The 23,379-nt window shown below is 65.1% G+C and carries 25 protein-coding genes and 1 tRNA gene; 8 read left to right on the plus strand and 18 right to left on the minus strand.

The window, feature by feature from the left end:
* Nucleotides 1-41 precede the first annotated feature (41 nt).
* From pafA to ACTHQS_RS08895, 9 genes are all read right to left on the minus strand, one after another.
* On the minus strand, nucleotides 42-1,406 hold the full coding sequence (gene pafA, locus ACTHQS_RS08855; RefSeq protein ID WP_440167893.1) for a Pup--protein ligase: 1,365 nt from the start codon (nucleotides 1,404-1,406) through the stop codon (nucleotides 42-44).
* 9 nt (nucleotides 1,407-1,415) lie between these two features.
* The gene (gene prcA, locus ACTHQS_RS08860; RefSeq protein ID WP_224026100.1) at nucleotides 1,416-2,126 is read right to left on the minus strand and encodes a proteasome subunit alpha; all 711 of its coding nucleotides are present in this window, start codon (nucleotides 2,124-2,126) and stop codon (nucleotides 1,416-1,418) included.
* A gap of 1 nt (nucleotide 2,127) precedes the next feature.
* Nucleotides 2,128-2,949, minus strand: a complete 822-nt coding sequence (gene prcB / locus ACTHQS_RS08865) for a proteasome subunit beta (protein ID WP_224026099.1) — start codon at nucleotides 2,947-2,949, stop codon at nucleotides 2,128-2,130.
* A 79-nt stretch (nucleotides 2,950-3,028) separates the two neighbouring features.
* Nucleotides 3,029-3,232, minus strand: coding sequence for a ubiquitin-like protein Pup (locus ACTHQS_RS08870; RefSeq protein ID WP_015937113.1), 204 nt, complete (start codon nucleotides 3,230-3,232; stop codon nucleotides 3,029-3,031).
* 84 nt (nucleotides 3,233-3,316) lie between these two features.
* Complete coding sequence (gene dop, locus ACTHQS_RS08875) at nucleotides 3,317-4,936, minus strand: depupylase/deamidase Dop (protein ID WP_440168017.1); 1,620 nt, start codon at nucleotides 4,934-4,936, stop codon at nucleotides 3,317-3,319.
* A gap of 50 nt (nucleotides 4,937-4,986) precedes the next feature.
* Nucleotides 4,987-6,738, minus strand: a complete 1,752-nt coding sequence (gene arc / locus ACTHQS_RS08880; protein ID WP_440167896.1) for a proteasome ATPase — start codon at nucleotides 6,736-6,738, stop codon at nucleotides 4,987-4,989.
* Between the two features lie 82 nt (nucleotides 6,739-6,820).
* Nucleotides 6,821-7,885 (minus strand): tRNA (adenine-N1)-methyltransferase, encoded by a 1,065-nt coding sequence (locus ACTHQS_RS08885; RefSeq protein ID WP_440167897.1) that lies wholly within the window; start codon nucleotides 7,883-7,885, stop codon nucleotides 6,821-6,823.
* A 94-nt stretch (nucleotides 7,886-7,979) separates the two neighbouring features.
* The gene (locus ACTHQS_RS08890; protein ID WP_440167899.1) at nucleotides 7,980-9,170 is read right to left on the minus strand and encodes a site-2 protease family protein; all 1,191 of its coding nucleotides are present in this window, start codon (nucleotides 9,168-9,170) and stop codon (nucleotides 7,980-7,982) included.
* Complete coding sequence (locus ACTHQS_RS08895) at nucleotides 9,163-9,894, minus strand: HAD family hydrolase (protein ID WP_440167901.1); 732 nt, start codon at nucleotides 9,892-9,894, stop codon at nucleotides 9,163-9,165. Before ACTHQS_RS08895 ends, ACTHQS_RS08890 begins: the two co-directional genes overlap by 8 nt.
* Nucleotides 9,895-10,045: 151 nt before the next feature.
* Between ACTHQS_RS08895 and ACTHQS_RS08900 the strand changes: the two genes are divergently transcribed.
* The gene (locus tag ACTHQS_RS08900; protein WP_440167903.1) at nucleotides 10,046-10,951 is read left to right on the plus strand and encodes a PAC2 family protein; all 906 of its coding nucleotides are present in this window, start codon (nucleotides 10,046-10,048) and stop codon (nucleotides 10,949-10,951) included.
* Nucleotides 10,952-10,955: 4 nt separating this feature from the next.
* Here ACTHQS_RS08900 and mshC read toward each other — a convergent pair whose 3' ends face one another.
* Complete coding sequence (gene mshC / locus ACTHQS_RS08905) at nucleotides 10,956-12,233, minus strand: cysteine--1-D-myo-inosityl 2-amino-2-deoxy-alpha-D-glucopyranoside ligase (protein WP_440167905.1); 1,278 nt, start codon at nucleotides 12,231-12,233, stop codon at nucleotides 10,956-10,958.
* 15 nt (nucleotides 12,234-12,248) lie between these two features.
* Entirely contained in the window at nucleotides 12,249-13,082 is an 834-nt protein-coding gene (locus tag ACTHQS_RS08910; protein ID WP_440167907.1) for an undecaprenyl-diphosphate phosphatase, read from the minus strand.
* Nucleotides 13,083-13,133: 51 nt separating this feature from the next.
* On the opposite strand from ACTHQS_RS08910, the gene ACTHQS_RS08915 reads away from it, so the two are divergent.
* Complete coding sequence (locus ACTHQS_RS08915) at nucleotides 13,134-14,069, plus strand: aldo/keto reductase (protein WP_440167909.1); 936 nt, start codon at nucleotides 13,134-13,136, stop codon at nucleotides 14,067-14,069.
* Between the two features lie 61 nt (nucleotides 14,070-14,130).
* Here ACTHQS_RS08915 and ACTHQS_RS08920 read toward each other — a convergent pair whose 3' ends face one another.
* Nucleotides 14,131-14,397: a hypothetical protein gene (locus ACTHQS_RS08920; protein WP_018771129.1), complete on the minus strand. Its 267-nt coding sequence runs from the start codon at nucleotides 14,395-14,397 to the stop codon at nucleotides 14,131-14,133.
* A 40-nt stretch (nucleotides 14,398-14,437) separates the two neighbouring features.
* On the opposite strand from ACTHQS_RS08920, the gene ACTHQS_RS08925 reads away from it, so the two are divergent.
* Nucleotides 14,438-14,671: a DUF5703 family protein gene (locus ACTHQS_RS08925; RefSeq protein ID WP_440167911.1), complete on the plus strand. Its 234-nt coding sequence runs from the start codon at nucleotides 14,438-14,440 to the stop codon at nucleotides 14,669-14,671.
* Between the two features lie 23 nt (nucleotides 14,672-14,694).
* Here ACTHQS_RS08925 and ACTHQS_RS08930 read toward each other — a convergent pair whose 3' ends face one another.
* Together ACTHQS_RS08930 and ACTHQS_RS08935 are read right to left on the minus strand one after the other, a co-directional pair.
* On the minus strand, nucleotides 14,695-15,855 hold the full coding sequence (locus ACTHQS_RS08930) for an acyl-CoA dehydrogenase family protein (RefSeq protein ID WP_440167913.1): 1,161 nt from the start codon (nucleotides 15,853-15,855) through the stop codon (nucleotides 14,695-14,697).
* A 12-nt stretch (nucleotides 15,856-15,867) separates the two neighbouring features.
* The gene (locus ACTHQS_RS08935) at nucleotides 15,868-17,172 is read right to left on the minus strand and encodes a M20/M25/M40 family metallo-hydrolase (RefSeq protein WP_440167915.1); all 1,305 of its coding nucleotides are present in this window, start codon (nucleotides 17,170-17,172) and stop codon (nucleotides 15,868-15,870) included.
* 170 nt (nucleotides 17,173-17,342) lie between these two features.
* Between ACTHQS_RS08935 and ACTHQS_RS08940 the strand changes: the two genes are divergently transcribed.
* A tRNA-Leu gene (locus ACTHQS_RS08940) sits at nucleotides 17,343-17,425 on the plus strand.
* Between the two features lie 265 nt (nucleotides 17,426-17,690).
* Nucleotides 17,691-18,140, plus strand: coding sequence for a hypothetical protein (locus ACTHQS_RS08945; RefSeq protein WP_440167917.1), 450 nt, complete (start codon nucleotides 17,691-17,693; stop codon nucleotides 18,138-18,140).
* Between the two features lie 274 nt (nucleotides 18,141-18,414).
* Here the strand turns inward: ACTHQS_RS08945 and ACTHQS_RS08950 are convergent, their stop codons facing one another.
* On the minus strand, nucleotides 18,415-18,759 hold the full coding sequence (locus ACTHQS_RS08950) for a hypothetical protein (protein WP_440167919.1): 345 nt from the start codon (nucleotides 18,757-18,759) through the stop codon (nucleotides 18,415-18,417).
* 207 nt (nucleotides 18,760-18,966) lie between these two features.
* Nucleotides 18,967-19,428, minus strand: coding sequence for a GatB/YqeY domain-containing protein (locus tag ACTHQS_RS08955; protein WP_440167921.1), 462 nt, complete (start codon nucleotides 19,426-19,428; stop codon nucleotides 18,967-18,969).
* Between the two features lie 184 nt (nucleotides 19,429-19,612).
* Here ACTHQS_RS08955 and ACTHQS_RS08960 point away from each other — a divergent pair, with 184 nt between their 5' ends.
* The 3 genes from ACTHQS_RS08960 to ACTHQS_RS08970 all read left to right on the plus strand — a co-directional run bounded on the left by ACTHQS_RS08960 (nucleotide 19,613) and on the right by ACTHQS_RS08970 (nucleotide 22,731).
* Nucleotides 19,613-21,202, plus strand: a complete 1,590-nt coding sequence (locus ACTHQS_RS08960) for a phospholipase D family protein (RefSeq protein ID WP_440167922.1) — start codon at nucleotides 19,613-19,615, stop codon at nucleotides 21,200-21,202.
* Nucleotides 21,203-21,299: 97 nt separating this feature from the next.
* Nucleotides 21,300-21,473, plus strand: a complete 174-nt coding sequence (locus tag ACTHQS_RS08965; RefSeq protein WP_159633138.1) for a CsbD family protein — start codon at nucleotides 21,300-21,302, stop codon at nucleotides 21,471-21,473.
* Nucleotides 21,474-21,705: 232 nt separating this feature from the next.
* Nucleotides 21,706-22,731, plus strand: a complete 1,026-nt coding sequence (locus tag ACTHQS_RS08970; protein WP_440167925.1) for an NADPH:quinone reductase — start codon at nucleotides 21,706-21,708, stop codon at nucleotides 22,729-22,731.
* A 5-nt stretch (nucleotides 22,732-22,736) separates the two neighbouring features.
* Here the strand turns inward: ACTHQS_RS08970 and ACTHQS_RS08975 are convergent, their stop codons facing one another.
* Nucleotides 22,737-22,928, minus strand: a complete 192-nt coding sequence (locus ACTHQS_RS08975; protein ID WP_440167927.1) for a three-helix bundle dimerization domain-containing protein — start codon at nucleotides 22,926-22,928, stop codon at nucleotides 22,737-22,739.
* A 164-nt stretch (nucleotides 22,929-23,092) separates the two neighbouring features.
* Complete coding sequence (locus ACTHQS_RS08980) at nucleotides 23,093-23,320, minus strand: hypothetical protein (RefSeq protein ID WP_440167929.1); 228 nt, start codon at nucleotides 23,318-23,320, stop codon at nucleotides 23,093-23,095.
* Between the last annotated feature and the right edge of the window lie 59 nt (nucleotides 23,321-23,379).

The following is a 23,379-nucleotide window of genomic DNA, read 5'->3' on the forward strand; positions in this document are numbered from 1 at the left end:
TTAAAAGGGACCTTATCCAGAATAGACCCTGAAACTGGACGTCAGCCCATAGAGTCCAACAGCGCATCCACGCGTTCGTCCACGCTGCGGAAGGGATCCTTGCACAGAATCGTCTGGTGGGCACGGTCGTTGAGTTTCAGGTGCACCCAGTCCACGGTGTAGTCGCGCCCCAGTTCCTGCGCCCGCCGGACAAAGTCGCCGCGCAGCTTGGCGCGGGTGGTCTGTGGCGGCGCGTCCACGGCACCCTTGATGACCGTGTCATCAACAATGCGGCGCACCGCGCCCCGGGACTGCAGGAGATAGAACAGCCCGCGGCTGCGCGAAATATCATGGTAGGTCAGATCGAGCTGGGCGATGCGCGGTGCCTCCAGGCCCAGGCCGTGGCGTTCGCGGTAGTTGTCCATCAGTTTCTTCTTGATGGCCCAGTCGATTTCGGTGTCGATCCCCCTGGAATCGCCGGCCTCGATCGCATGCAGCGTTCGCTCCCACAGGTCCAGGATCACGGGAACGTGCGGGTTGTGGGCGCCATGCTCGTTGACGAAGGCTGTCACCTTGGACAGGTACTCCTGCTGGATTTCAAGGGCGGTGAGCTGCCGTCCGTTGGCCAGGCGGACCAGCGCGCGCCCGCTGAGGTCATGCGAAATTTCGCGGATGCTGCGGATGGGGTTTTCCATCCGCATGTCCCTCATGATCACGCCGGCCTCAATCATCCGGAGGACCAGGTCCACGGTGCCGACCTTCATCAGCGCCGTCGCCTCGGACATGTTCGAGTCCCCCACGATGACGTGCAGCCGCCGGTAGAACTCGGCGTCGGCATGCGGCTCGTCCCGGGTGTTGATGATGGGCCGGGAACGGGTGGTGGCGGAGGAGACGCCTTCCCAGATGTGGTCGGCCCGCTGGGAGAAGGCATAGGTGGCCCCGTGGGGCGTCTTCAGGACCTTCCCTGCGCCGGCGATGAGCTGGCGGGTGACCAGGAACGGAATCAGGATTTCAGCCAGGCGGGAAAATTCCCCCCGGCGTGGAATCAGGTAATTCTCATGGCTGCCGTACGAGTTCCCTGCGGAATCGGTGTTGTTCTTGAACAGGTACACGGTGCCGTTGAAGCCCTCAGCGGCAAGGCGCGCCTGGGCCTCATCCACCAGGTCGTCAAGGATGAGTTCGCCGGCACGGTCGTGGGCGATCAGCTGTGCAAGGTCATCGCACTCGGCCGTCGCGTACTCGGGGTGGGATCCGACGTCGAGGTACAGCCGGGAACCGTTGGTGAGGAACACATTGGAGGAACGCCCCCAGCTGACCACCTTCCGGAACAGGTACCGCGCCACCTCCTCCGGGGCAAGAGGCCTCGAGTCGGGGCTCGAGTAGGAGATCCCAAACTCGGTTTCGATGCCGAAGATTCTCTTGTCCATGTGGTCCTCCTAGGCCAGCAGTGCTGTGATGTCCGCGTCGTTCAGCCTGCGGAAGGCACGCCGGGTGCCGCGGGAGCTTTCGGACAGCCGGTCCAGGACGGCCACTTCCAATGCACTTGGCGGCAACGGCGCCGCGGGCTGCTCACCTTCCTGGACGGGCGTAAGTCCCTTGATGGCCAGCCGGACGGCGTCGGCGAAGCCCAGCGAGGCCTGCCATCCTGCATCGATGGCCGATGACACTTTCTCAGCCTGTCCACCCATGACGACAAAGCTGTGCTCGTCGGCAATCGAGCCGTCGAACGTCAGCCGGTAGAGGTGGTCCTCGGCCTGCGAGGACCCTACTTCGGCAACGGCGAGTTCCACCTCGAAGGGCTTTTGCTCGGCGGTGAAGACAGCGCCCAGGCTTTGGGCGTACACACTGGCCAGGCCGCGGGCGGTGACGTCCTCGCGGTCGTACGAGTATCCGCGGACGTCGGCGTAGCGGACGCCGGCCTGGCGGAGGCTTTCGAATTCGTTGTACTTGCCGACGGCGGCGAACGCGATTTTGTCGTAGATCTCGCCGATCTTGTGCAGGGACGGCGAAGGGTTCTCGGCTACGAGGGCGATCCCGTCGGCGCAGCTGATGACAACCACTGAGCGGCCGCGGGCGATGCCTTTCCGCGCGAAATCCGCGCGGTCCTTCATCAGTTGTTCTGGTGAGACATAGAACTGCTGGGTCATCTCAGGCCTCCCGTCCGGCGATGGTGCGCGCTTCGATCACGCTGCGCGACGCAGCCGCGAGTTCCGGCTCGGGCACCCGCCGGGCACCTGTCCTGTCCACCGTATAGACCACCGGCCACAACTGCCGGACCGTGTCCGGGCCGCCCGTTGCGGAATCGTCGTCGGCAGCGTCATACAGCGATTCGACCGCAACGGAAAGGGCCTGCTCGGCCGTGAGATTGGGCCGCCAAAGCTTCTTCAGCGCACCGCGCGCGAAGACGGAGCCGGAGCCGACGGTGTGGTGTTCGTGTTCCTCGTACCTGCCGCCGGTGACGTCATAGGAAAACAGCCGGCCGACGCCTGCGCTGGTGTCGAAACCGGCGAACAGGGGCACCACTGCAAGGCCCTGCAGGGCCAAGGGAAGGTTGCCCCTGATCATGGCACCCAGCCGGTTTGCCTTGCCTTCAAGGCTGAGCTGGGTTCCTTCTATCTTTTCGTAGTGCTCAAGTTCAACCTGGAAAAGCCGGGTCAGGTCAATTGCTATGCCGGCTGTTCCTGCAATGCCGAGGACGGAGAAGTGGTCAGCCGGGAAGACCTTCTCGATGTGCCTGCTCGCAATGACGTTCCCCATGGTTGCCCGCCGGTCGCCCGCCATCAGGACGCCGCCGCCGTAGCTCATGGCAACGATGGTGGTGGCATGGGGAACCTGGACCGGGGCAGCCACCGACGCGCCACCCTGGAGGGACCGGCTGAAGGGCAGTAGCTCTGGCCGGTCCCGCTGCAGGTGCTCGGTAAAGGACGAGGTGGCGTTGGCGGCTACCTGGTTGGCGGTTGATTCCTGCACTCATCACTCCTTGAACGTGGTACTTCAACGTCGGTACAGATCCCGGCCGTCCGCGGCTTCCGCCACCCAGCCGTCCGGGTTATTGGCCGCCCTTTTGGACGAATGCCCGGACGAACTCCTCGGCGTTGGATTCCAGGACACCGTCGATCTCGTCGAGAAGGTCGTCCACGCCTTCGGTCGATGCCGATGCCTGCGCCTCGGGCGGTGCCGGGGGTGCCTCGGGGATGTCTTCGTCGACCTGGCTGTCACGTGACTGCGGCTGCTGCTGCTCCTGGCCTGCCATTGGTTTCCCTCCTTTTTCCGTCGGTGGATCCGGCGGATCCTCCGATAAGCCCATCCTGCCACGGGATGGGCGTTCCGGCGCGGTTTACGCCGCAGGCGGAGTGCTGTTGTGTCCGAGCAGTTCGCCGAGGAACGGACCCGCTTCCCGGTAGCGCTCGAACAACGCTCCGGTCAGGGCTTTGGTTCCCCTCAGCGGCTCCCTGGTGGGCACCCGCTGCAGCCTCCCGTAGCCGGGCACGTCGAAGATGACCGAATCCCAGCTTGCGCCCACGACATCCTTGCCGAAGCTGCTGATGCACTTCCCGCGGAAGAACGCCCGGGTATCGGCCGGCGGCTCTGCTACAGCAGCAGCGATGGCGGAGTCCTCGACCACGCGCTGCATCCGGTTCCTGGACAGGAGCCGGTAGTAGAGGCCTTTCTCGGGCCTGATGTCCGCCCACTGGAGGTCCACCAGGCCCAGGCGGGCATCATTCCAGCCCAGGCCGTCGCGCTGGCGGTAGCCGTCCAACAGGGAAAGCTTGGCCAGCCACTCAACTGACGTGGCGGCAGCGGCCCTGTCGCTGTCGAGCTGGGTGAGAACGGACGCCCACCGTTCCAGGACGTCGTAGGTATGCCCGTCGCCGTCCAACGCGTCCCCCACGCCAGTGTCCTGGGCGAGCTTGGCCGCGGCCTCGTGGTACATCCACTGAAGGTCCAGGGCCGTGACGCGCCTGCCGTCCAGCAGACGCAGCTTGGCGGTCAGCGAGGTGTCGTGGCTCACCGTCTTCAGTGCGGCGACGGGTTCGTAGACCTCGATTTTCGGTGCCAGTCCGGCCTCGATGAGGCTGAGGACCAGGGCGGTGGTGCCGAATTTCAGGTAGTTGGACACCTGGCTGAGGTTTGCGTCCCCGATGATCACGTGCAGGCGCCGGTACTTGTCGGCTGTGGCGTGGGGCTCGTCCCTGGTGTTGATGATGGGCCTGCGGATGGTGGTTTCCAGGCCCACCTCGGCTTCGAAGAAGTCCGCGCGCTGGCTGACCTGGAAGCCCGGGGTGGAACTGTCCTGCCCTATTCCCAGCCGGCCCGCTCCGCACACCACCTGGCGGCTGACGAAAAACGGTGTCAGCCCGCGCACGATGTCCCCGAACGGCACGGACCTGGGCATGAGGTAATTCTCGTGCGAACCGTACGACACGGACTTGTTGTCCGTGTTGTTCTTGTAGAGGTTGACCGGCGGCAGGGCGGGGTCCGCGGCCAGGCGGCGCACGGCCGCCAGACCCACCAGGTCCCCGGCAGCATCCCAGACCACCGCGTCCCGCGGATTGGTGACCTCCGGGCTTGAGTATTCGGGGTGGGCATGGTCGACATACAGCCGCGCGCCATTGCCGAGGACCATGTTCATCAGGAGGGTCCCCGACTCGTCCTGCCCGTCAAGCTCCAGTTCCTCGCGGCCATAGGCCAGGGCCACCGCCTCAGCGTCGAGCACCGGCGGCTGGTCGGTCAGCTGGCTGGGGTGAGCAGCCCCCCGGTCCATGGTCCAGCCCCGGGCGTCGTGCAGCGGCTCCTCATCCGTGTAATCCCAGCGGGTCTCGGCTCCGCCGGCAGCCCGCTGCCGCGTGACCTGGGCATAGGCCTGCACCACGCGGGCACTCATCATCGTGGCGTTGGCGGAAGGGGCGGACGGAGCGTGGATGCCGTATTCGGTTTCGGCCCCCATGACCCGCATGGCCCCGCCGGCGGGGAGTGCCTCCCCGCTGGCGGGTCCCTGTGCACCGGTCACAGATACTGTCCTGTGGTGGGCATGGTTTCGATGGACTTGCCGGGCTCCTGGCCGGCTTTGCCCTGGACGATGGTGCGGATATAGGTGATCCGTTCACCCTTCTTGCCGGAGATGCGTGCCCAGTCGTCCGGGTTGGTGGTGTTGGGCATGTCTTCGTGCTCACGGAACTCGTCCACCACGGCGCGCAGCAGGTGCTCAATCCGGAGCCCCTTCTGGTGCGAGGTCAGCAGGTCCTTGATGGCGTACTTCTTGGCCCGGTCCACCACGTTCTGCACTACGGCGCCGGAGTTGAAGTCCTTGAAGTACAACATCTCGGTGTCACCGTTGGCATAGGTGACCTCCAGGAACTCATTGGATTTGTCCGTGGAGTACATGGCTTCGACGGTCCGCTGGACCATCGCGTCAACGGTGGCCTGGACGTCACCGTTGTGTTCGGCCAGGTCCGATTCGTGGAACGGCAGGTCCGGTGTGATGTATTTGTTGAAAATGTCGGCCGCGGCTTCCGCGTCCGGCCGCTGGATCTTGACCTTGACGTCCAGCCGGCCGGGCCGGAGGATGGCGGGGTCGATCATGTCCTCGCGGTTGGAAGCGCCGATGACGATCACATTGTCCAGCCGTTCCACGCCGTCAATCTCGCTGAGGAGCTGGGGCACGATGGTGGTTTCGACGTCGGACGAAATACCGGTGCCGCGGGTGCGGAACAGCGAGTCCATTTCGTCGAAGAACACTACGACGGGGCTGCCGTCGGATGCCTTTTCGCGGGCGCGGGAGAAGATCAGGCGGATGTGCCGCTCCGTTTCACCCACGTACTTGTCAAGGAGTTCCGGTCCCTTGATGTTCAGGAAATAGCTCTTCAGGTCCACGTTTCCGGACCGCTCCGCGGCGCGGGCAGCGAGGGAGTTGGCAACGGCCTTGGCAATCAGCGTCTTGCCGCAGCCTGGAGGGCCGTACAAAAGGATGCCCTTCGGGGCCTTGAGGCCATGCTCGCGGTAGAGGTCAGGGTGCAGGAAGGGCAGTTCGACAGCGTCCCGGATCTGCTCGATCTGCGGGCCAAGGCCACCGATGTCCTCATACGTGATGTCCGGAACTTCCTCGAGGACCAGGTTCTCCACCTCGGAACGCGGCACTTTCTCCAGCGCATATCCGGTCCGCGAATCGACGGACAGGGCATCGCCAACCCGGAGCTTCTCGGACAGGAGGGCACCTGAAAGCCGCACCACGCGCTCTTCGTCGGCACGGCCCACCACCAGGGCACGGTCGCGTCCCAGCATCTCTTTCAGGGTGGCAAGCTCACCGGCGCGCTCGTACCCCAGGCCTGCCACGATCAGGAGTGCCTCGTTCAGCAGCACTTCCTGGCCCACAGCCAGCTGGTTGATGTTCACCAGCGGGCTGATACCCACACGCATTTTCCGGCCCGCGTTAAAGATATCCACCGACTCCTCGGTGGCGGCCTGGCCGCTGTTGCTTGGAGCCGGCTGCCGCTTCGGGTTGATCTGGAGGATGGTGCCGAAGCTGTAGGGCGGCTGCCCTTCCTGGTCCAGGGCATTTTTCAGCCGGAGGATCTCTGCCTTCGCGGTCTCGAGCATGCTGACCAGCTTGGAGTTGTTCTGCGTTGCCGCTGCCAACTGGCGGTCGATGTGCCTGAGCTTGTCCCGAAGTATGTTGACCTGGCGGTCAGCAACCGAGAGGTCGTTGGCGGCAGACTGCTCTGCCGGTGTACGTCCGGAGTCCTGGTTTGGTGTCTCCATGATGTATCAGCCCCTTCCTGCGCTTCTCTTAAGACATTAGTCCCAAGATGAAGGGTAGGGGTGGAGACTCCCGAAATGTGGACTAGTTCGTGATCTCGGGGTTGTCCACGACGTTGGTCCCCGCGATCGCGTCACGGGCGGCGCGCCGGAGTTTCTTGTCCGACACAGCCCGCTCCCCTACTGCTCCGGGCGTCCAGGCGTTTACGTCCTCTTCGTTGAACTCGGTCTTGGACGGGCGGCGCTTGACCGAAATGCCGGTGACGCCGTCTGCGAGCCGCCGGGTGACCAGCAGGAATCCCGTGTGGGCCACCATCCGGTGGTCCGGGCGCACGGCGAGGCCTTCGAGGTGCCAGCCGCGGACCATCGACTCCCACGCATCAGGTTCGGTGAAGCGGCCATCCGCCCGGATGGCTTCCGCGGTGCGGGAGAGCTGGGTGACCGTGGCGACATAGTTGATCCAGACACCGCCGGGGGCAAGCACGGTGGCGACGGCGTCGAGGCATTCCCAGGGTGCCAGCATGTCGAGGACCACGCGGTCAACGGAGCCGGGCTCCTCGGCCTTGACCACTTCCTCCTGGAAGTCGCCAAGGGAGATCTGCCAGGCCGGGTGCGGGCCCCCAAAGATGGTCTCCACGTTGCCGCGGGCGATGTCCGCGAACTCCTCGCGCCGTTCGAAGGAGTGCAGGTAGCCGTTGTCGCCTACAGCACGGAGGAGGGAGATGGACAGGGCACCTGAACCGACCCCGGCCTCAACGACGCGTGCGCCGGGGAAGATGTCCGCCATGGTGACGATCTGGCCGGCGTCCTTGGGATAGACGACGGCGGCGCCCCGCGGCATGGAGAGCACGAAGTCGGACAGCAGGGGGCGGAGGGTCTGGTACTGCTGGCCCACGTTGTTCACCACCACCGAGCCGTCAACCTTGCCGATGATTTCGTCGTGGTTCAGGAAACCGCGGTGGGTGTGGAAGGCGCCGCCGCGTTCCAGCGTGATGGTGTTCATGCGGCCGCGTTCGTCGGTCAGCTGGACGCGTTCGCCCTCCCGGAAAGGGCCTCGGCGACGGGCGGCGCCCACCGGCTGCGAGCCGCTGGCGGCAGCACCGGCTTGCGCTGCTCCCTTGGCGTCGTTGACGGCAGTTTCGCTGCTCATGATTCTTCCTCGCTCCTGTAAACCTGTTGTGCCGCGGCCTGCTGGTCCCTGGGGAGGCTGTGGCTTCGCGGCAATGCACGACCGGCAGGTAACTCTACCGGTTCTGGCCCTGCGGGTGCCTATCGTTGCGCTGGCGCTTCCCGGTGATGGCTGCGAGGACAGCCTCCTGCGTCAGCAGTCCGGTGACTGTTCCGTTGTGGTCCACAACAGCGTAGTGGCGTCCTTCAAGCTGGGAGAGGAACTGGATCAGCTCCTGCCCCTTGGACCACTCGGGAACATAGGCGCCGGCGGCCAGGGGGAACGAAATGGCGGTGACGGGCGTCGTGTCCGCCGCAGCGCCCGGCACCGCTGCAAGGGCGCCAGGGTCCACCACGCCCTGTGGCCGGCCGTCCGGTCCGTAGACCACCACCGATTTTGTTCCTGCCGCGCCCAGGCGGAGGGCGTCCCGGACCGTGCCTGTGGCAGGGACACCGGCAGCCGGCGTCGCCAACGATGCGGCGCTGACCAGCGGGAGCCGTCCCCGCAGCGTCCCCTGCTGGATGGACGCGGATGCGCCCATCCAGAGGAACCCGCCCACCAGGATGGTGATCATCAGGAGGCTGAAGTCCGGCTGGTCTCCGGCGAGGAACGGACGCAGGAGGAACCAGTAGGCAATGGCGAGGACGATGATCCGGCCGCCCCAGCCGGCAGCTACGGTGCCTTTCGCCTGGCTGCCGGTGGCCTTCCAGACGATCGATTCGACCAGGCGGCCGCCATCAAGCGGCAGGCCCGGCAGCACATTGAAGACACCGATGAGGAAGTTGGCCCACATGAAGATGTTCGTCAGGATTTCGGCAACGCTGCCCAGGCTGCTGGTTCCGAGCAGCAGCCAGGCTCCGCCGGCCAGGACGAAGTTGGCGGCCGGGCCAGCCAGCGCAACGAGCACAGACCGGCCGGGGGAAGCGGTGAAGCTTTCAAACTGGGTGTGCCCGCCCCAAAGGTTGAGGACGATTTTTTGGGTGGGCCAGCCGTAGATCTTCGCCGTCAGCGCGTGGGCGAGCTCGTGGACAAGGACCGAAATGAGGAGCAGGACGGCGTAGGCAAAGGCCACGACGTAGGCGCTTACGCCCAGCATGGGGTTGTTTCTGGCCAATACCGGCCCGTAGACGATCACCGTGAAGGCCGCGATCACGAACCACGAGTAGGCAAGGACCACGGGCACGCCGGCGATGCGGCCCAGGGGGATGCCCTCCCGCCGCGCAGGGACGTCCGATGCAGGGCCTTGTCCGGCGCCGGGCTCAGCCACGGGAACCACCCGGGGAGGTGGCGACGGAGTTGGTGGACCCGGTCCGCAGGAGCAGGGCTTCCAGCTCCACCAGGCTCCGCCCCGAGAGGGTGTCCCAGAGCTCGTAGCTGTGGTGCTCAGGCAGCGGAACAATATGAGGCACGGCAACCGTGGCGACGCCGGAGGCCACAGCCGCAGCCACACCGGGTACGGAGTCCTCAAGGGCTACGCAGTGGTGGATGCCGAGTTCGGGATCCCTTTCCTGCAGGAGCTCGACGGCGGTCAGGTACGCTTCCGGGTGCGGCTTTCCCTGGCTGACGGTGTCCCCGGTAACCAGTACTTCGAAGTACGGCCGGGGAAGGCTGGCCACCACTTCGCGGGCCAACGGGCCCTCGGACATGGTGACCAGGGCACAGCGTACGCCGGCCAGATGCAGTTCTTCGAGGAGTTCGCGGGCACCGGGCCGCCACGGCACCTGCTGCTGGACGCTGCTGACGACCTGGGCAGTCAGGGTATCGATGATCTCCCGGATTTCCAGTTCAACGCCTGCCTGTTGCAGCAGGCCCGCAGAGAACGTCAGGGACTGGCCAACCAGCTGCATTGCCTGGTCGTGGCTCCAGGTTCCCCCGTGTGCCTCCACCAGCGCATGCTCCGCAGCGATCCAATATGGCTCCGTGTCCACGATGGTCCCGTCCATGTCCCAGAGGACGGCTTTGAGCGGGGAACTGGCGGCAGGAATCGGCATAACGCCAGTCTACGGGGCATGGCTGGACGGAGGCTGTGGGCTACGCCCTTGGCGAATATGTCGTGGACCGGGCGCACTTTGGACCGGTTTCGGGGGATTTGCGGCGCTTCATTCCATGCGCGGGCCAGCACCTTGGACGTAGGGTGAAGAAATGAATAGCTTCGAGGGAGACACCGCCGAACAGGGTGCCGGACCCGAGCGGGAACGGTTCCTGCAGCCAGTGGCTGACGGACAGCGGATAACTGTGATGCTTGCCGCCTTTGAAGGGTGGAACGACGCCGGAGAAGCAGCCAGCGATTCGCTGCGCTACCTGAACAAATTGTGGGGTGGCAAGAAAGTCGCTTCCATCGATGCGGACGAGTACTACGACTTCCAGTTCACGCGCCCCACGGTGCGCAGGAATGCTGCCGGTGAGCGCAAGATCAAGTGGCCTTCCACCCGGATCTACAAGGCCAGTGCGCCCAACTCCAACGTCGACGTCATCTTCGTTCAGGGGACGGAGCCGTCCTATAAATGGCGGGCCTACACCGCGGAGCTGCTGGTCCACGCGGAAGCGCTGAACGTCGACTACGTGGTGCTGGTGGGCGCACTGCTGGCGGATGTTCCGCACAGCCGCCCCATCCCGGTGAGCACGTCCTCGGATGACGCTCCACTGCGGGAGCGCATGAACCTGGAGGCATCACAGTACGAAGGCCCCGTCGGCATCGTCGGCGTCCTGTCGGAGGTGGCCCTTCTGGCGGGAATCCCTGCCGTGTCGCTGTGGGCCGCAGTGCCGCACTATGTGGCCCAGGCACCCTCCCCCAAGGCCCAGCTTGCCCTCCTGCACCGCATCGAGGAGTTGCTGCAGGTGCCGCTGGACACCCACGAGCTGGCAGAGGAAGCCGACGCCTGGGAACGCGGCGTGGACGAACTTGCCACCGAGGACCCGGAGATTGCTGCGTACGTGCGGCAGCTGGAGGAAGCCAAGGACACGGCCGACCTCCCGGAGGCCAGTGGTGAGTCCATCGCCCGTGAATTTGAGCGGTACCTGAAGCGTCGGGGCCAGGACCGGCCCTGACGCCTTAGAGCTGGATGCCCAGGAGCGCGTCCACCGCGTCCTTCACCAAGGCGCCGTCCGCGGGGCTGGCGGCAGCACCGCCGTCGTTCGCGCTCCGTGCCCAGCGTGAGACTGCCGCAACCGCTGCGGGCGCATTCAGGTCTGCTGCCAGGGCTTCCCGCATCTCGGCGAGCAGCGCCGGGCCCGAGCCCTCCGGAGCGTGGTCGAGTGCTTTCCGCCATGCCGCCAGGTCTGCCTTGGCAGCCGTGAAGCCTTGGTCCGTCCACGACCAATCGGAGCGGTAGTGGTGGGCCAGGATCGCCAGCCGGATTGCTGCCGGGTCTTCGCCGGCTGCGCGGAGCCTGGAAACCAGCACCAGGTTGCCCTTGGATTTGCTCATCTTTTCGCCGTCAAGGCCCACCATGCCCGCGTGGGCATAGTGCTTGGCCAGCGGCACGCCAGCCAGCGAGTAGGCGTGGCCGGCGCCCATTTCGTGGTGCGGGAAGATCAGGTCCGATCCGCCGCCCTGCACGGTGAAGGGCGACGGCAGGTACTTCTGTGCGATTACGGTGCACTCAATGTGCCAGCCGGGCCTTCCAGCGCCCAGGCTGCCGCCGGGCCAGCTCGGCTCACCTTCCCGTCCCACCCGCCAGAGCAGCGGGTCAAGCGCCTGCCGCTTTCCTGCACGGCCCGGATCGCCGCCGCGCTCGGCGAAGAGCTCCAGCATGGCACTTTCGCCAAGGTGGGATATGCAGCCCAAGGACCAGGCATCAGGTGCCGTGGACTGCTTGCCCGCCGCTTCGACGTCGTAATAGACGTCTCCGTCAGGTTCGCCGTTGGCGCCGGCCACCCGGTACGCCAGCCCCATGCTGACCAGCCTTTCCACCTCGGGCACGATCAGGCCGATGGATTCCACGGCGCCGACGTAGTGGTCCGGGGCCAGGACGTTCAGCGCCTCCATGTCCGTCTGGAAGAGTTCCACCTGCTCCGCGGCCAGGGCGCGCCAGTCCACGCCGGTAGCGGTGGCTCGTTCGAGCAGGGGGTCATCCACGTCGGTGACGTTCTGCACATAGGAGACCTCGCTGCCGGCGTCGCGCCAGGCACGGTTCAGCAGGTCAAAGGCCACATAGCTGGCGGCGTGCCCCATGTGGGTTGCGTCGTAGGGGGTGATGCCGCAGACGTACATGGAAGGCCGGGCCTCGGGTTCCAGCGCCACGTCGCGGGCCGCCGCAGTATCGAACAGCCGGATGGCGGGCATGTTTCCGGGCAGGGCAGGCACAGGGCGGGAAGTCCAGGATTTCACATGCCAAGCCTAGTCCTAGGCGCTGATGACGCCGAAACCGAGAAGGAGGTACAGGGCCAGGCCCAGGAAGATCCGGTACCAGACGAAGACCCGGTAGCTGCGCGTCGAGACGAACTTCAGGAACCACCCTATGATGACGTAGCCCACCACCAGGGCAATCACCGTGGCAAGCGCGGTCTCGGGAAGGCCGAACGGTCCTGAGATACCTTCCTTGGTGACTACCTTGTAAAGCTGGTAGAGCCCGCTGCCAAACACGGCAGGGATGGCCAGCAGGAACGAGTACCGTGCCGCAGCTTCGCGCGTGTAGCCCATGAACAGGCCGGCGGTGATGGTGCCGCCGGAGCGGGAGACGCCGGGAATAAGGGCTAGGGCCTGCGCCAGGCCGTAAAGGATGCCGTGTTTGTAGGTGAGGTGGGCAAGGTCCCGCTTTTGGGCGCCAATAGCGTCCGCCACGGCGAGGATGAGGCCGAACACGATGAGCATGGTGGCCACGATCCACATGCTGCGGAGCACGGACTCGATCTGGTCCTGGAAGAGCAGCCCCAGCACGATGATGGGGAGGCTCCCGAGAATCACCAGCCAGCCCATCCGGGCGTCCGGGTCCTGCCGGGGAACCCTGCCGGCGAGGGAACCCGCCCACGCTTTGACGATCCGGACGATGTCACGCCAGAAAAAGATCAGCACGGCGGTCTCCGTGCCGAGCTGGGTGATGGCGGTAAAAGCGGCTCCCGGGTCCTCTGCGTTGGGGAGGAATTCCCCCACGATCCGCAGGTGCGCGCTCGATGAAATCGGTAGAAATTCGGTCAGTCCCTGCACTAGGCCCAGCAGGGCCGCTTCAAACCAGTTCACGCTAAGACCCTACGGCATGGCAGGGCCGCTCCTGCCCGTAAGCTTGCTGCTATGCAGCAGCGTTACGTCGGCAACAGTGGATTGCGAGTTTCAGCCCTCTCCCTTGGCACCCGGTCCTGGGGTGGCGACACTGACGAACAGGACGCGTCGGAGTTGCTGCGTACTTTCCTGGATGCCGGCGGCCGGCACGTGGATACGTCGGCTTCATATGCGGGCGGCGGTTCAGAAGCGATCCTTGGCTCGCTCCTGGGCGACGTGGTGTCCCGCACGGAGATTTCGATCTCCACGAAAGCGGGGATGACGACGCCGGATGGCCGGTATGCGGTGGACACGTCACGCAACGCGATGCTCACCGGCCTGGACGCCAGCCTGGCCAGGCTGGGCACCGACTATATAGACCTGTGGTTTGCCGAAGCATGGGACCGCAACGTTCCGCTGGACGAAACCCTGGCGGCGCTCGAGTTCGCCGTTCGCACCGGCCGGGCCCGTTACGCGGGAATCTCGAACTTCAGGGGCTGGCAGGCTGCGAAGGCCGCCGCCATCAGCAGCGTCCCGCTGGTGGCTGTCCAGGCCGAATACTCGTTTCTTAGGCGGTCGGCAGAGGCTGAACTGATACCGGCTGTCGAGGATGCAGGGATGGGCCTGATGGCATGGGCTCCGCTGGGCCGCGGGGTGCTCACCGGAAAGTACCGCGGCAGCATCCCCGCCGGCTCACGTGGGGCCTCGGTCAGCGAAGCGGCCTATGTGGAGCCGTATTTGGAGGAGAAGCCGTCGCGCATCGTGGATGCGGTATGCATGGCGGCCAATGGGCTGGGCCGGACACCCCAGGACGTATCGCTGTCATGGTTGCTGGCACAGCAGGGAGTCGCCACGGCAATTGTGGGCCCCCGGACACCGGTGCAGTTGAAGGAAATCCTCGACGCCCAGCTGGCACCCCTCCCGCCGCAGATTGCCCGCGCGCTGGAAGATGTTTCCGCCGGCTCTTAGGTTCTGTTTCCGGCGGTTTTTTATTCCGGGCCTCCGCGTCGCCGGAGCGGTTGGGTTGCTGTTATTCCTCGACGATTTCCAGGTCCTCGTCCTCGTCCACGTCGGCTTCTTCGTCTTCCTCGTCCTCGTCATCGAAAACCTGCAGGGGCGTTACTTCGTTGTAGGCCTCGTAAAGGGCGTCCTCGTAAACTTCGAAGGCATCGGCAACTGCGAAAAACGCTGCTTCAACTGAGGGGTCACCGTCCCCGCGGCGGTTCGATGCTGCTATAAGGTGTTCTTCCAAAGCGGTGGTCAGGGACGAAAGCGCGACACGCGGATCGATGCTCATGACTTCACGTTAGCCGGAAAAGGACGAAAATGGAGAGCAAATGAAGGAACAATTTCTCACCAGCTCGGTCCAGCGGGAGCGGGATTATTTGCGGCAGTACGAGTACCTTGTACTGACCGTGAGCCCTGTTGACTCCTTGCCGGAGGCGCGGCGCCGCCTCGTGGAACACTCTGAATACGGCAAGTGGGAGCTGGAACGCAGCAAGCTCTACATGGGCGGCGGCAGGCGCTTCTGGCTGCGGCGCCGGGTGATGCAGGTCCAGAGGACCGTTTAGGAGTGTGGGGTCCAGAGGACCGTCTAGTCCTCCAGCGGCCCCAGCCACGCGTTGGCTACGGTGTTGTGGGCTGATTCGTCGTCGGAAGGGTGGAACATCCCGGCCAGCACGTCCCGGTAGAGCCGTTCCAGTTCTGAGCCCCGGAAATAGCTCGATCCCCCGCTGACGCGGATGGCCAGGTCGACAACCCGGCGCGCAGTTTCGGTGGCATTCACTTTCAGTCCCACCAGTTTGGGGAACCACTGGGTTCCGTGGTCGGCCAGGGCGTCGACGTCGGCGGTCACCGACCTGAGCTGGGGGTACAGGTTGTCCATGGCCATCGCCGCATCGGCCACCTTCCAGCGGATGTCCGGGTCCTGCGCGTAGCTGCGTTCGCCGTTCTTGAATGAGGTGCGCCGCTTCACGGTCTCCACGCCGACGGCCAGGGCGCGTTCGCCGATACCCGTGTAAACGGCGGCCAGGAGGCTTTCGAAGCAGGCGAAGATTGCGAAGATCAGGGGGTCGGCGTTGGGGCCGACCGGCAGCTTGCGGAAGATGCGTCCGGCAGGAGCCTTCACGCCTTCCAGGACCGTGGTGGCAGACTGGCTGGCGCGCATGCCCAGGGTGTCCCAGTCGTCCAGGATCCGGTAGCCGGGAGTATCCCGCGCAATAAACCCGTGGACGAGTTCCCCGGCACCGGCCCGGGCGTCCGGGTCCTTGCCGAAGATGCCCAGGCGGGTCCAGGCCGGCGAGAGGCTGGTGAAGATCTTGGTACCGCTGAACGTATAGCCCCCGTCCTGTTCCGGCACGGCAGTGGTCCGTGAGTCGAAGAGGACGGAGTCGTTCCCGGCTTCCGAGTTGCCGAACGCGAAGACTTCTCCCTGCGCGGCTTCCTCGAGGACGAACGCCAGCGAATGGTCGCCCCGGGCCGCCAGGACGTGGGCGACGCCGGTCCAGACCAGGTGCATGTTGATAGCCAGTGCGGTGGCCGGTGCAGCTGTTGCCAGCCTGCGCTGGCACTGCGCCGCAGCTTCGAGCCCAAGCCCCGCGCCGCCGTCGGACGTTGGTACGAAAAGCTTCAGGTACCCCGCTGCCGCCAACTCCTTCAGGTCCTCGTGGAAGAAGGCGTTGTCACGGTCATACGCGGCTGCGCGGCCACGGATGCGCTCCAGGAGTTCGTCGGGCAGCAGTTCCTCTGGGCTCACGGCCAGCTCCCGTCAGTAGTTGGTGAGCAGCGTGTTCAGAACGCGGGCGCCGAATTTGAGGGAGTCCGCAGGCACGCGCTCGTCCACGCCGTGGAACATGCCGGTGAAGTCCAGCTCATCAGGAAGCATCAGGGGCGCGAACCCGTAGCCGGTGATGCCCAGCCGGCTGAGCGACTTGTTGTCCGTGCCGCCCGAGAGCGTGTAGGGCAGCACCTTGGCACCGGGGTCCTCCTTGTGGAGGGCATCGATCATGGAGTCCACCAGGTTGCCGGCGAACGGGACCTCGAGTGAGACATCGTTGTGGACGTAGCTGACGTCCACGCCGTTGCCGGCGAGTTCGCGCACAGTCTCAAGGACCTGCTGCTCCTGGCCCGGGAGGGTGCGGCAGTCAATCAGGGCTTCGGCGGACTCGGGGATGACGTTGTGCTTGTAGCCGCCCTTGAGGAGGGTGGGGTTCGTGGTGTTCTGCAAGGTGGCGCCGACGAACCTGGCCACGGTACCAAGCTGGTTGAGCAGGAGGTCCGGATTGTCGGCGTCGAACTCCACGCCGGTGAGTTCCGTTACCCCGTCAAGGAACTGCCGGGTGGTGGGGGTGAGCTCGATGGGCCACTTGTATTCGCCGATCCTCGTCACGGCAGCAGCGAGCCGGGTCACTGCATTATCGGTGTTGATCTGCGAACCGTGGCCGGCCCTTCCATGCGCTACCAGGCGGAGCCAGGAGATGCCCTTCTCCGCCGTCTGCAGCAGGTAAGTCCGCTGCCCGCCAATGGTGGCAGAAAAGCCCCCCACCTCGGAAATGGCCTCGGTGGCGCCCTCGAAGAGTTCGGGCCGGTTGTCCACGGCGTAGCGCGCGCCGTAAACGCCGCCGGCCTCCTCGTCCGCAAAGAACGCAAAGATGATGTCCCGCTTGGGCTTCCTTCCCTCCCTGGCGAAGCTCCGAAGGACCGAAAGGATCATGGCGTCCATGTCCTTCATGTCGACGGCGCCGCGTCCCCAGATGAGCCCGTCCTTCAGTTCTGCGCCAAACGGGTCCACGGACCACTGGTCCCGCAGCGCGGGGACCACGTCCAGGTGCCCGTGGACCACCAGGGCGCTGGCGGAGGGGTCTTCCCCTGCCATCCTGGTGACAACGTTGGCGCGGCCCGGTGCGGACTCGAAGATCTCGGCGTCCAGCCCCACTTCCTCGATGAGGCCCGCGGCATACTCTGCCGCCGCCCGCTCCCCCGGCCCCGACCCGTCCCCATAGTTGGAGGTGTCGATCCGGATGAGTTCCTGGCAGATCCGGACAACTTCATCCTCGGGCAGGACGTCAGGCATTGGTGGCTCCTTGATAGGGAATGACTGGGTGGCACGAGCTGAATCGCTGCCCTCAGCCTACCTACTCGGCCCGATTCGTTGTTCTACGAAAAGTCGTGTTAGAGTTTTTCTCGCTGCTTCGGAGAGACGCGAAACGCTGAAAGGCGGGACGGCTTCTGCGAATACCACCTGCGCGGGTGGCGGAATGGCAGACGCGCTAGCTTGAGGTGCTAGTCCTCGAAAGGGGGTGGGGGTTCAAGTCCCCCTCCGCGCACAAGAGGAAGCCCCGGAACGTCAACGATGTTCCGGGGCTTTTTTGTGTCGCCGACCACGCCAAGATGCACTGTCAGCGGTGAGAGTCAATGGTTCCGACCTCGCACAAAGCGCGCTGGCGCCGGGTGACCCCGCTCAATCTGGAGAGGGGGACTGCCTGTTTCAGGTCGGCGCTGACACGGGTGTCCCATGCAGGTACGATGCGATTCAGCACTGAGGGTGGCCTTCTTGGAATCAGTGCGCACTGATGGCTTTGGGGGAACACAGTGAAGCGGATCGTCCTGATCGTCCTTGCAGCGGTATTTGTTGTAGGTCTTGGTGCATTCCTTGTTGTTCGCTCCGCCGAGGACATGGTGACTGCTGACATGCTTTCCCGCGCCGGCCGGCTCTCTATTCCCGCCGACTGGAAGATGACCGACGAAACCGTCCGGCCCGAGCGGTTCATGTGTATCAGCACGAACCCATGTCCCAGTCTCACCCGCCGCTGGGACACCGGAAAAGAACTGACGGACGACCACGTGGCCGCAGTATTCTCGGGGCTTGGCTTCGAGATGAAGGCGGATGGACCGTGCAACCGATCATCCAACATCATCGGCGACTCCCCCATCTGCATCTCACGAGGGGCTGACGGCGAGTTCGAGTATCTGTTCACCGTCTTCAGTCCTGCCCCGGGAGCGCCTGAGCGCGTGGTCCTTGCGGTTGAGCCAGTCCACTGAACCTTGGGGAAATCTTTGGATACTGGCCGGAGATCGGTGCAAGCACTGACGGTGCTTACGATGGCGGCGGATCAACGTTGCAGGCGACCGACGAATGGCAGCGGCACCATCACAATTTGCAGCTCCAGCGGCACGGACGGTGAGTACGACTACCTCGTCACTGTCACGAGCCCCGACCCGCGGGAGCCCCAGCTCGTCACCCTGATCGTCCGTCCCAGAAGCTGAACCTTGGGAAGACTCGCGGTGAGGGCATCGTAGGCGCGGATTGGGTGACCTACGGGCTGATGGCCAGCGGCTTTGTCCTGGCTGCGCACGAGGCCCGGCTGAAACCTTCAGCATGGGGAACGCGGTTGTTCGTCCCGGTATCGTCACACCAATCCACGCCGAAAGGGTAGGCCTCAACGCTGGCCTCCCCCGGCGCTGTCTGCAGCGGCACGTCAAACTGGTACGAAAACCCGCCGGCATCGTTCATCGGTGCAGTCGTGCTGATGGCGACGTGGCCGGCGGCGTCGGTGACGATGATCTGAATCCGGGCGTTCTGTCCGTAGCGGGGGTTGCAGCCAGCGTCGGCCGCGTGCACTGTGATGGCGTCACCCGGCTTCGCGACGGTCGGGTTCACGGCGTAATTTGGCGGGAAACAGGGCGGCTCACCTTGCCGCGAGCCGTTGCAGGCGGACGAAAGACACGACACAAGCACAAGGGCCGTGGCCATCACTGCCACGCTTTTCCGCGACTTATCGGCTCGGTGAGCCCGGAACCCCATGACCTAAGTATGCGCAGGGTCGCGGGAAATACATCGTGCCCGGACTGCGTCGTCGCCCTATCGTCAGGCCAGGCGTGCCTTCACGATCTCGCTGACCGTTTTGCCGTCGAAGCGGCCGCCGATCTTAGGGGTGACGGATTTCATGACAGCGCCCATGGAACGCATGGTCAGCGCGGTGCCCTCGGCTCCCATTTCCGCGATGACCCCGTCGACGATTGCTTCAGCTTCTGCCCGCGTCAGGGCCTTCGGCAGATAGGCCTCAATGACCTCAGCTTCGGCAATCTCGGCCTGTGCCCGGTCGTCGTGCCCGGCGGCGGAATAGGTGGCGGCGGTGTCACGGCGCTTGGCGGCCTCTTTCTGCAGCAACGCCGTGACCTGGAGGTCATCGAGCTCAACCGGGGTCTTTCCTGATTTCTCCCGCGTTTCGATTTCACCGAGGACGTTGCGTACCGTGGTGAGGGCAACCTTGTTGCCGGCCTTCATGTGGGGGACGACGTCGCCCTTCAACTTTTCCTTCAATGACATGTTCTGCCTCAATTCTTCATGGGTTGGAAGCGGCTTGAGACCAAGCCTATTGCGCAGCCGCGACGACCGCTGCCGCCTCTTGGCCTTCAGCCCCCTTCCTTTGGAAAAAGACAGCTGTGCCCGGCCGTAGGCTAGTTTGGAATCCGCAGCGGCCTGGTCCCCCGGGCCCCGAAAGGAGCACCGAGTGGACAGCACGGTTGGCAAGTGGTTCCTGAGTCGGGCTGAACGGGGAAACCCCGCCACCGACATCCACGCGGGCGGTCCAGGTTCTCCGTCATGGTCGGAAGGCAACCTGGTGAAGCCCCTGATTCATGGGGAGGCCTACTTTTCCAGACTGCATGCCGAACTCTCGGCCCTGAAGGCCGGAGACCGGGTGTGGTTCACCGACTGGCGCGGCGACGGTGATGAGCAGTTGGAGGCCGGCGGTACGACGATTGGCGGATTGCTGGCGGAACTTGCCCGATCTGGCGTGGAAGTGCGGGGCCTTGTCTGGAGGTCCCACGGTGAACGGATCTCGGCCCCCATCAGCGGACGCTCCAATGAGCTCCTCAGCCGCCAGATCAACGACGCGGGCGGCGAGGCGCTGCTGGACCAGCGGGTCCGTATCTTCGGTTCCCACCACCAGAAACTGGTGGTCATCCGTCGTCGCGACGACCCGTCCCTGGACGTCGCCTTCGTGGGAGGAATCGACCTCTCGCACAGCCGCCGGGATAACGCCGGCCACGCAGGAGACCCGCAAGCAGTGAAGATGGATTCGCGCTACGGGCAGCGGCCGCCGTGGCACGATGCTGCCCTCGAACTCCGCGGACCGGTGGTGGCAGATGTGCTGGCCGTGTTCGCGGAACGATGGAACGACCGCCACCCGCTGGACCGGCGGACTCCCTACCGGATGTTGTTGCAGCGCCTGGCCCGCATGCCCCGGCACCCCAAACCCTTGCCGGAGGCCGCTCCGCCCCCGCCACCGGCCGGCCCGCACGCCGTCCAGCTGTTGCGCACCTATGGCGTGAAGCATCCGCCATTCCCGTTCGCCCCCAACGGAGAACGAAGCATAGCCAGGGCGTACGCAAAGGCCTTCGCCCACGCCCGCTCGCTCATCTACATCGAGGACCAGTACCTGTGGTCAACAGAAGTCGCCGCCGGCATTGCAGACGCACTAAAAGGCAACCCCAGGCTGAACGTGGTCATCGTGGTGCCCAGGTACCCGGACTCTGACGGCTTCCTTGGTGGACCGCCCAGGCGCTTGGGCCAGCTACGTGCCATCAGCATGCTCCGGCGGGCCGCACCCGACCGGGTGGGGGTGTTCGATCTGGAGAACAGCGAGGGGACGCCGATCTACGTCCACGCCAAGATCTGCATCATCGACGACACCTGGTTCACCTGTGGATCAGACAACTTCAACCGCCGGTCCTGGACAACCGACAGCGAGCTCACCTGTGCAGTGATCGATACATCGCCCGGTGATAACCCGGGCCGGCCCCGCCCCCTTGCGAGGAAGCTCCGGCTCCAGCTCTGGGCCGAGCATCTGGGCCTGGACCAGGAAGACCCCCGGCTCCATGCCGACGGCGGCGAACTGGAGCTGTGGAACAGCGCGGCGGATGCCCTGGACGAATGGCACAGAACCGGCAGTTCCACACCCCGCCCGGCTGGGCAGGTGCGTCACCATATACCCCAACCCCTGCCACCGTTCCACCGCCTGTGGGCCGATCCCATCTACCGGTTCATTGTGGACCCGGATGGCCGGCCGCGCCCCCTTCGTGGGACATCCCGGTTCTAGGCGGTCGCGCAAATCCGGACTTGAAAACTTAATCATAAGCATGCTTATGATGGAAGCAGCCGATGCGAACGGCTGCTGAACCAGAGGAGGAAACACCATGGGACTGGGCGACAAGATTGACAACGCTGCCGAGAAGGCGGGCGGCAAGGCCAAGGAAGCTGCCGGCGCAGCCAGCGGCGATGAGAGCCTGCGGGCCGAAGGCCAGGCGGACCAGGCAAAAGGCGACCTGAAGCAGGCCGGCGAAAAGGTCAAGGACGCCTTCAAGCACTGACAGTCAGTCACGGAAGAAGCGCACCCAGCGAACGGGGTGCGCTTTTTTCGTGCCCTCTGCCGGAGTGCGGAGCAGCGACTTCCAGCCGGTGGACCTGGCCGCCGCCATGTGGAACGCCGTTCGGAAACCCGTCCGGAGCGTGGTGGTCTGAGACCAGGGGGGGAAAACCGCCCCTCGGTGCGTTCGGTAGGTTGGAAAGGTAAGGGCATCAGCAACCGGACATGGAGAAGACATGAAAGCAATCGTGTACGAAGCAACAGGGCCCTCATCCGTGCTGAAGCTCCAGGACCGGCCATTGGCGGAGCCGGGGCCGGGCGAGGTCCGCGTCCGGATGGTGGTGTCCGGGGTCAACCCCACCGACTGGAAGTCACGTTCCGGAGGCGGAAGCAAGCAGCTGGACGCACCCAAGGTTCCAGACCAGGACGGAGCCGGAGTCATCGACCACCTCGGCTCCGGGGTCACCGGTTTCACCGTGGGCGACCGCGTCTGGCTGTGGGACGTCGCCTGGGGCGGCACCGAAGGTACGGCGCAGGAATACGTGGTGGTGCCCAGCCACAAAGCCGTGGCCCTTCCCGACGCCGAGTCCTTCGACACCGGCGCCTCGTTGGGGATCCCGGCCCTCACGGCGCACCGGGCCCTGACCTCGAACGAGGACGGGCCGGCCCGGCTCTCCCCCGGTGCCCTGGCGGGTCGCAGCGTCCTGGTCACCGGAGGTGCCGGAGCCGTAGGCCATGCCGCTATCCAGCTCGCACGATGGGCCGGGGCTGCCGTCATCACAACTGTCAGTGGGGACCGCAAAGCTGAACTCTCCCGCCGTGCCGGCGCCGGCACGGTCATCAACTACCGGACGGACGACGTTGTGAGTGCCGTCCACCAGGTCGCCGCAGACGGCGTCGACATCATTGTGGACGTCAACGCGCCGGCGAACATCGAAACGGACCTGGACATCCTCAAGCCCGGGGGAACCATATCCATTTACGCGGCGAACCCCGGAGAGCCGCTCACTGTTCCCATCCGCGACAGCATGAGCAAGAACGTCCGCTACCAGTTCATCCTGACCTACACGGTCACGAACGCGCAGAAGCAGCATGCCGTGGCCGCCGTCGCTGAAGCACTGGCCGCGGGCGCGGTCCGCGTAGGCGAAGAACATGGACTGCCACTGACACGATTCGCCCTGGAACAGGCCGCCGCAGCCCATGATGCTGTGGAACAGGAGACAGTCGGAAAGGTGCTCATCGACGTCGCGCCGGCACCCTAACCCCGTTACCGTGAAAGGCGGTCCCTGGCTGCATGTTCCACCAGGACCGGTATGAACGCGCGGACCCTGCCCGCATCCAGGAGGCTGTGTTCCTGCTGTACCACGGCTTCGATGTGCTCCCTGGACAGGGCGGGAAACTTCGCCGCAAGCCGGTCCACCACGTCGCCCAGCGCCCGCAACTCTTCGCTTACTCCCATCGGAGAAGCATCGGGGACGAGGGTGACACCGTCAAGACTTGACTAACGGGGAACCAGGGCGTGCAGCGCCGCCTGCCATGGGCGCACGAGGGCGAGCGCCCGCCTCGCGCAACTGGCTTGGGCGTGTGCCCCACACCGAGGCACCCGCGAAAGTCCCGCCGTCGTCAGTGCGGGTGCAGCGTCCGGCCCCGCGGGTGGTTCCGTCCCTGGGCATGGGAACCCGCAGCCACCGGACGGTACTCAATCCGCCGCTTTTCCGTTCGGATGTCGCGCCGTTCCTGCCGCCGCGCCTTCCTTTCCGGCCGGTCGATGGCGGACAGGATGGTCAGCGTCACGGTAACCCACAGGAACGCCGTCCCCAACACCAAAGCGATCTCCAGCTCAGTGCTCATGGACCCAATTTTAGTCCCGGGGAGCAGGATCCGACCCCTGTGGGAACCCACAGCAATCA

It is taken from the genome of Arthrobacter sp. SAFR-044 (assembly GCF_051965175.1).
Lineage (GTDB): Bacteria > Actinomycetota > Actinomycetes > Actinomycetales > Micrococcaceae > Arthrobacter.

Coding starts and splice junctions, on each gene's coding strand:
- pafA (WP_440167893.1), bottom strand. CDS start 1,406: ATGGACAAGAGAATCTTCGGCATCGAAACCGAGTTTGGGATCTCCTAC.
- prcA (WP_224026100.1), bottom strand. CDS start 2,126: ATGACCCAGCAGTTCTATGTCTCACCAGAACAACTGATGAAGGACCGC.
- ACTHQS_RS08870 (WP_015937113.1), bottom strand. CDS start 3,232: ATGGCAGGCCAGGAGCAGCAGCAGCCGCAGTCACGTGACAGCCAGGTC.
- dop (WP_440168017.1), bottom strand. CDS start 4,936: ATGCGGGTCATGGGGGCCGAAACCGAATACGGCATCCACGCTCCGTCC.
- arc (WP_440167896.1), bottom strand. CDS start 6,738: ATGGAGACACCAAACCAGGACTCCGGACGTACACCGGCAGAGCAGTCT.
- ACTHQS_RS08885 (WP_440167897.1), bottom strand. CDS start 7,885: ATGAGCAGCGAAACTGCCGTCAACGACGCCAAGGGAGCAGCGCAAGCC.
- ACTHQS_RS08895 (WP_440167901.1), bottom strand. CDS start 9,894: ATGCCGATTCCTGCCGCCAGTTCCCCGCTCAAAGCCGTCCTCTGGGAC.
- ACTHQS_RS08900 (WP_440167903.1), top strand. CDS start 10,046: ATGAATAGCTTCGAGGGAGACACCGCCGAACAGGGTGCCGGACCCGAG.
- ACTHQS_RS08915 (WP_440167909.1), top strand. CDS start 13,134: ATGCAGCAGCGTTACGTCGGCAACAGTGGATTGCGAGTTTCAGCCCTC.
- ACTHQS_RS08920 (WP_018771129.1), bottom strand. CDS start 14,397: ATGAGCATCGATCCGCGTGTCGCGCTTTCGTCCCTGACCACCGCTTTG.
- ACTHQS_RS08925 (WP_440167911.1), top strand. CDS start 14,438: ATGAAGGAACAATTTCTCACCAGCTCGGTCCAGCGGGAGCGGGATTAT.
- ACTHQS_RS08935 (WP_440167915.1), bottom strand. CDS start 17,172: ATGCCTGACGTCCTGCCCGAGGATGAAGTTGTCCGGATCTGCCAGGAA.
- ACTHQS_RS08955 (WP_440167921.1), bottom strand. CDS start 19,428: ATGTCATTGAAGGAAAAGTTGAAGGGCGACGTCGTCCCCCACATGAAG.
- ACTHQS_RS08965 (WP_159633138.1), top strand. CDS start 21,300: ATGGGACTGGGCGACAAGATTGACAACGCTGCCGAGAAGGCGGGCGGC.
- ACTHQS_RS08970 (WP_440167925.1), top strand. CDS start 21,706: ATGAAAGCAATCGTGTACGAAGCAACAGGGCCCTCATCCGTGCTGAAG.
- ACTHQS_RS08975 (WP_440167927.1), bottom strand. CDS start 22,928: ATGGGAGTAAGCGAAGAGTTGCGGGCGCTGGGCGACGTGGTGGACCGG.
- ACTHQS_RS08980 (WP_440167929.1), bottom strand. CDS start 23,320: ATGAGCACTGAGCTGGAGATCGCTTTGGTGTTGGGGACGGCGTTCCTG.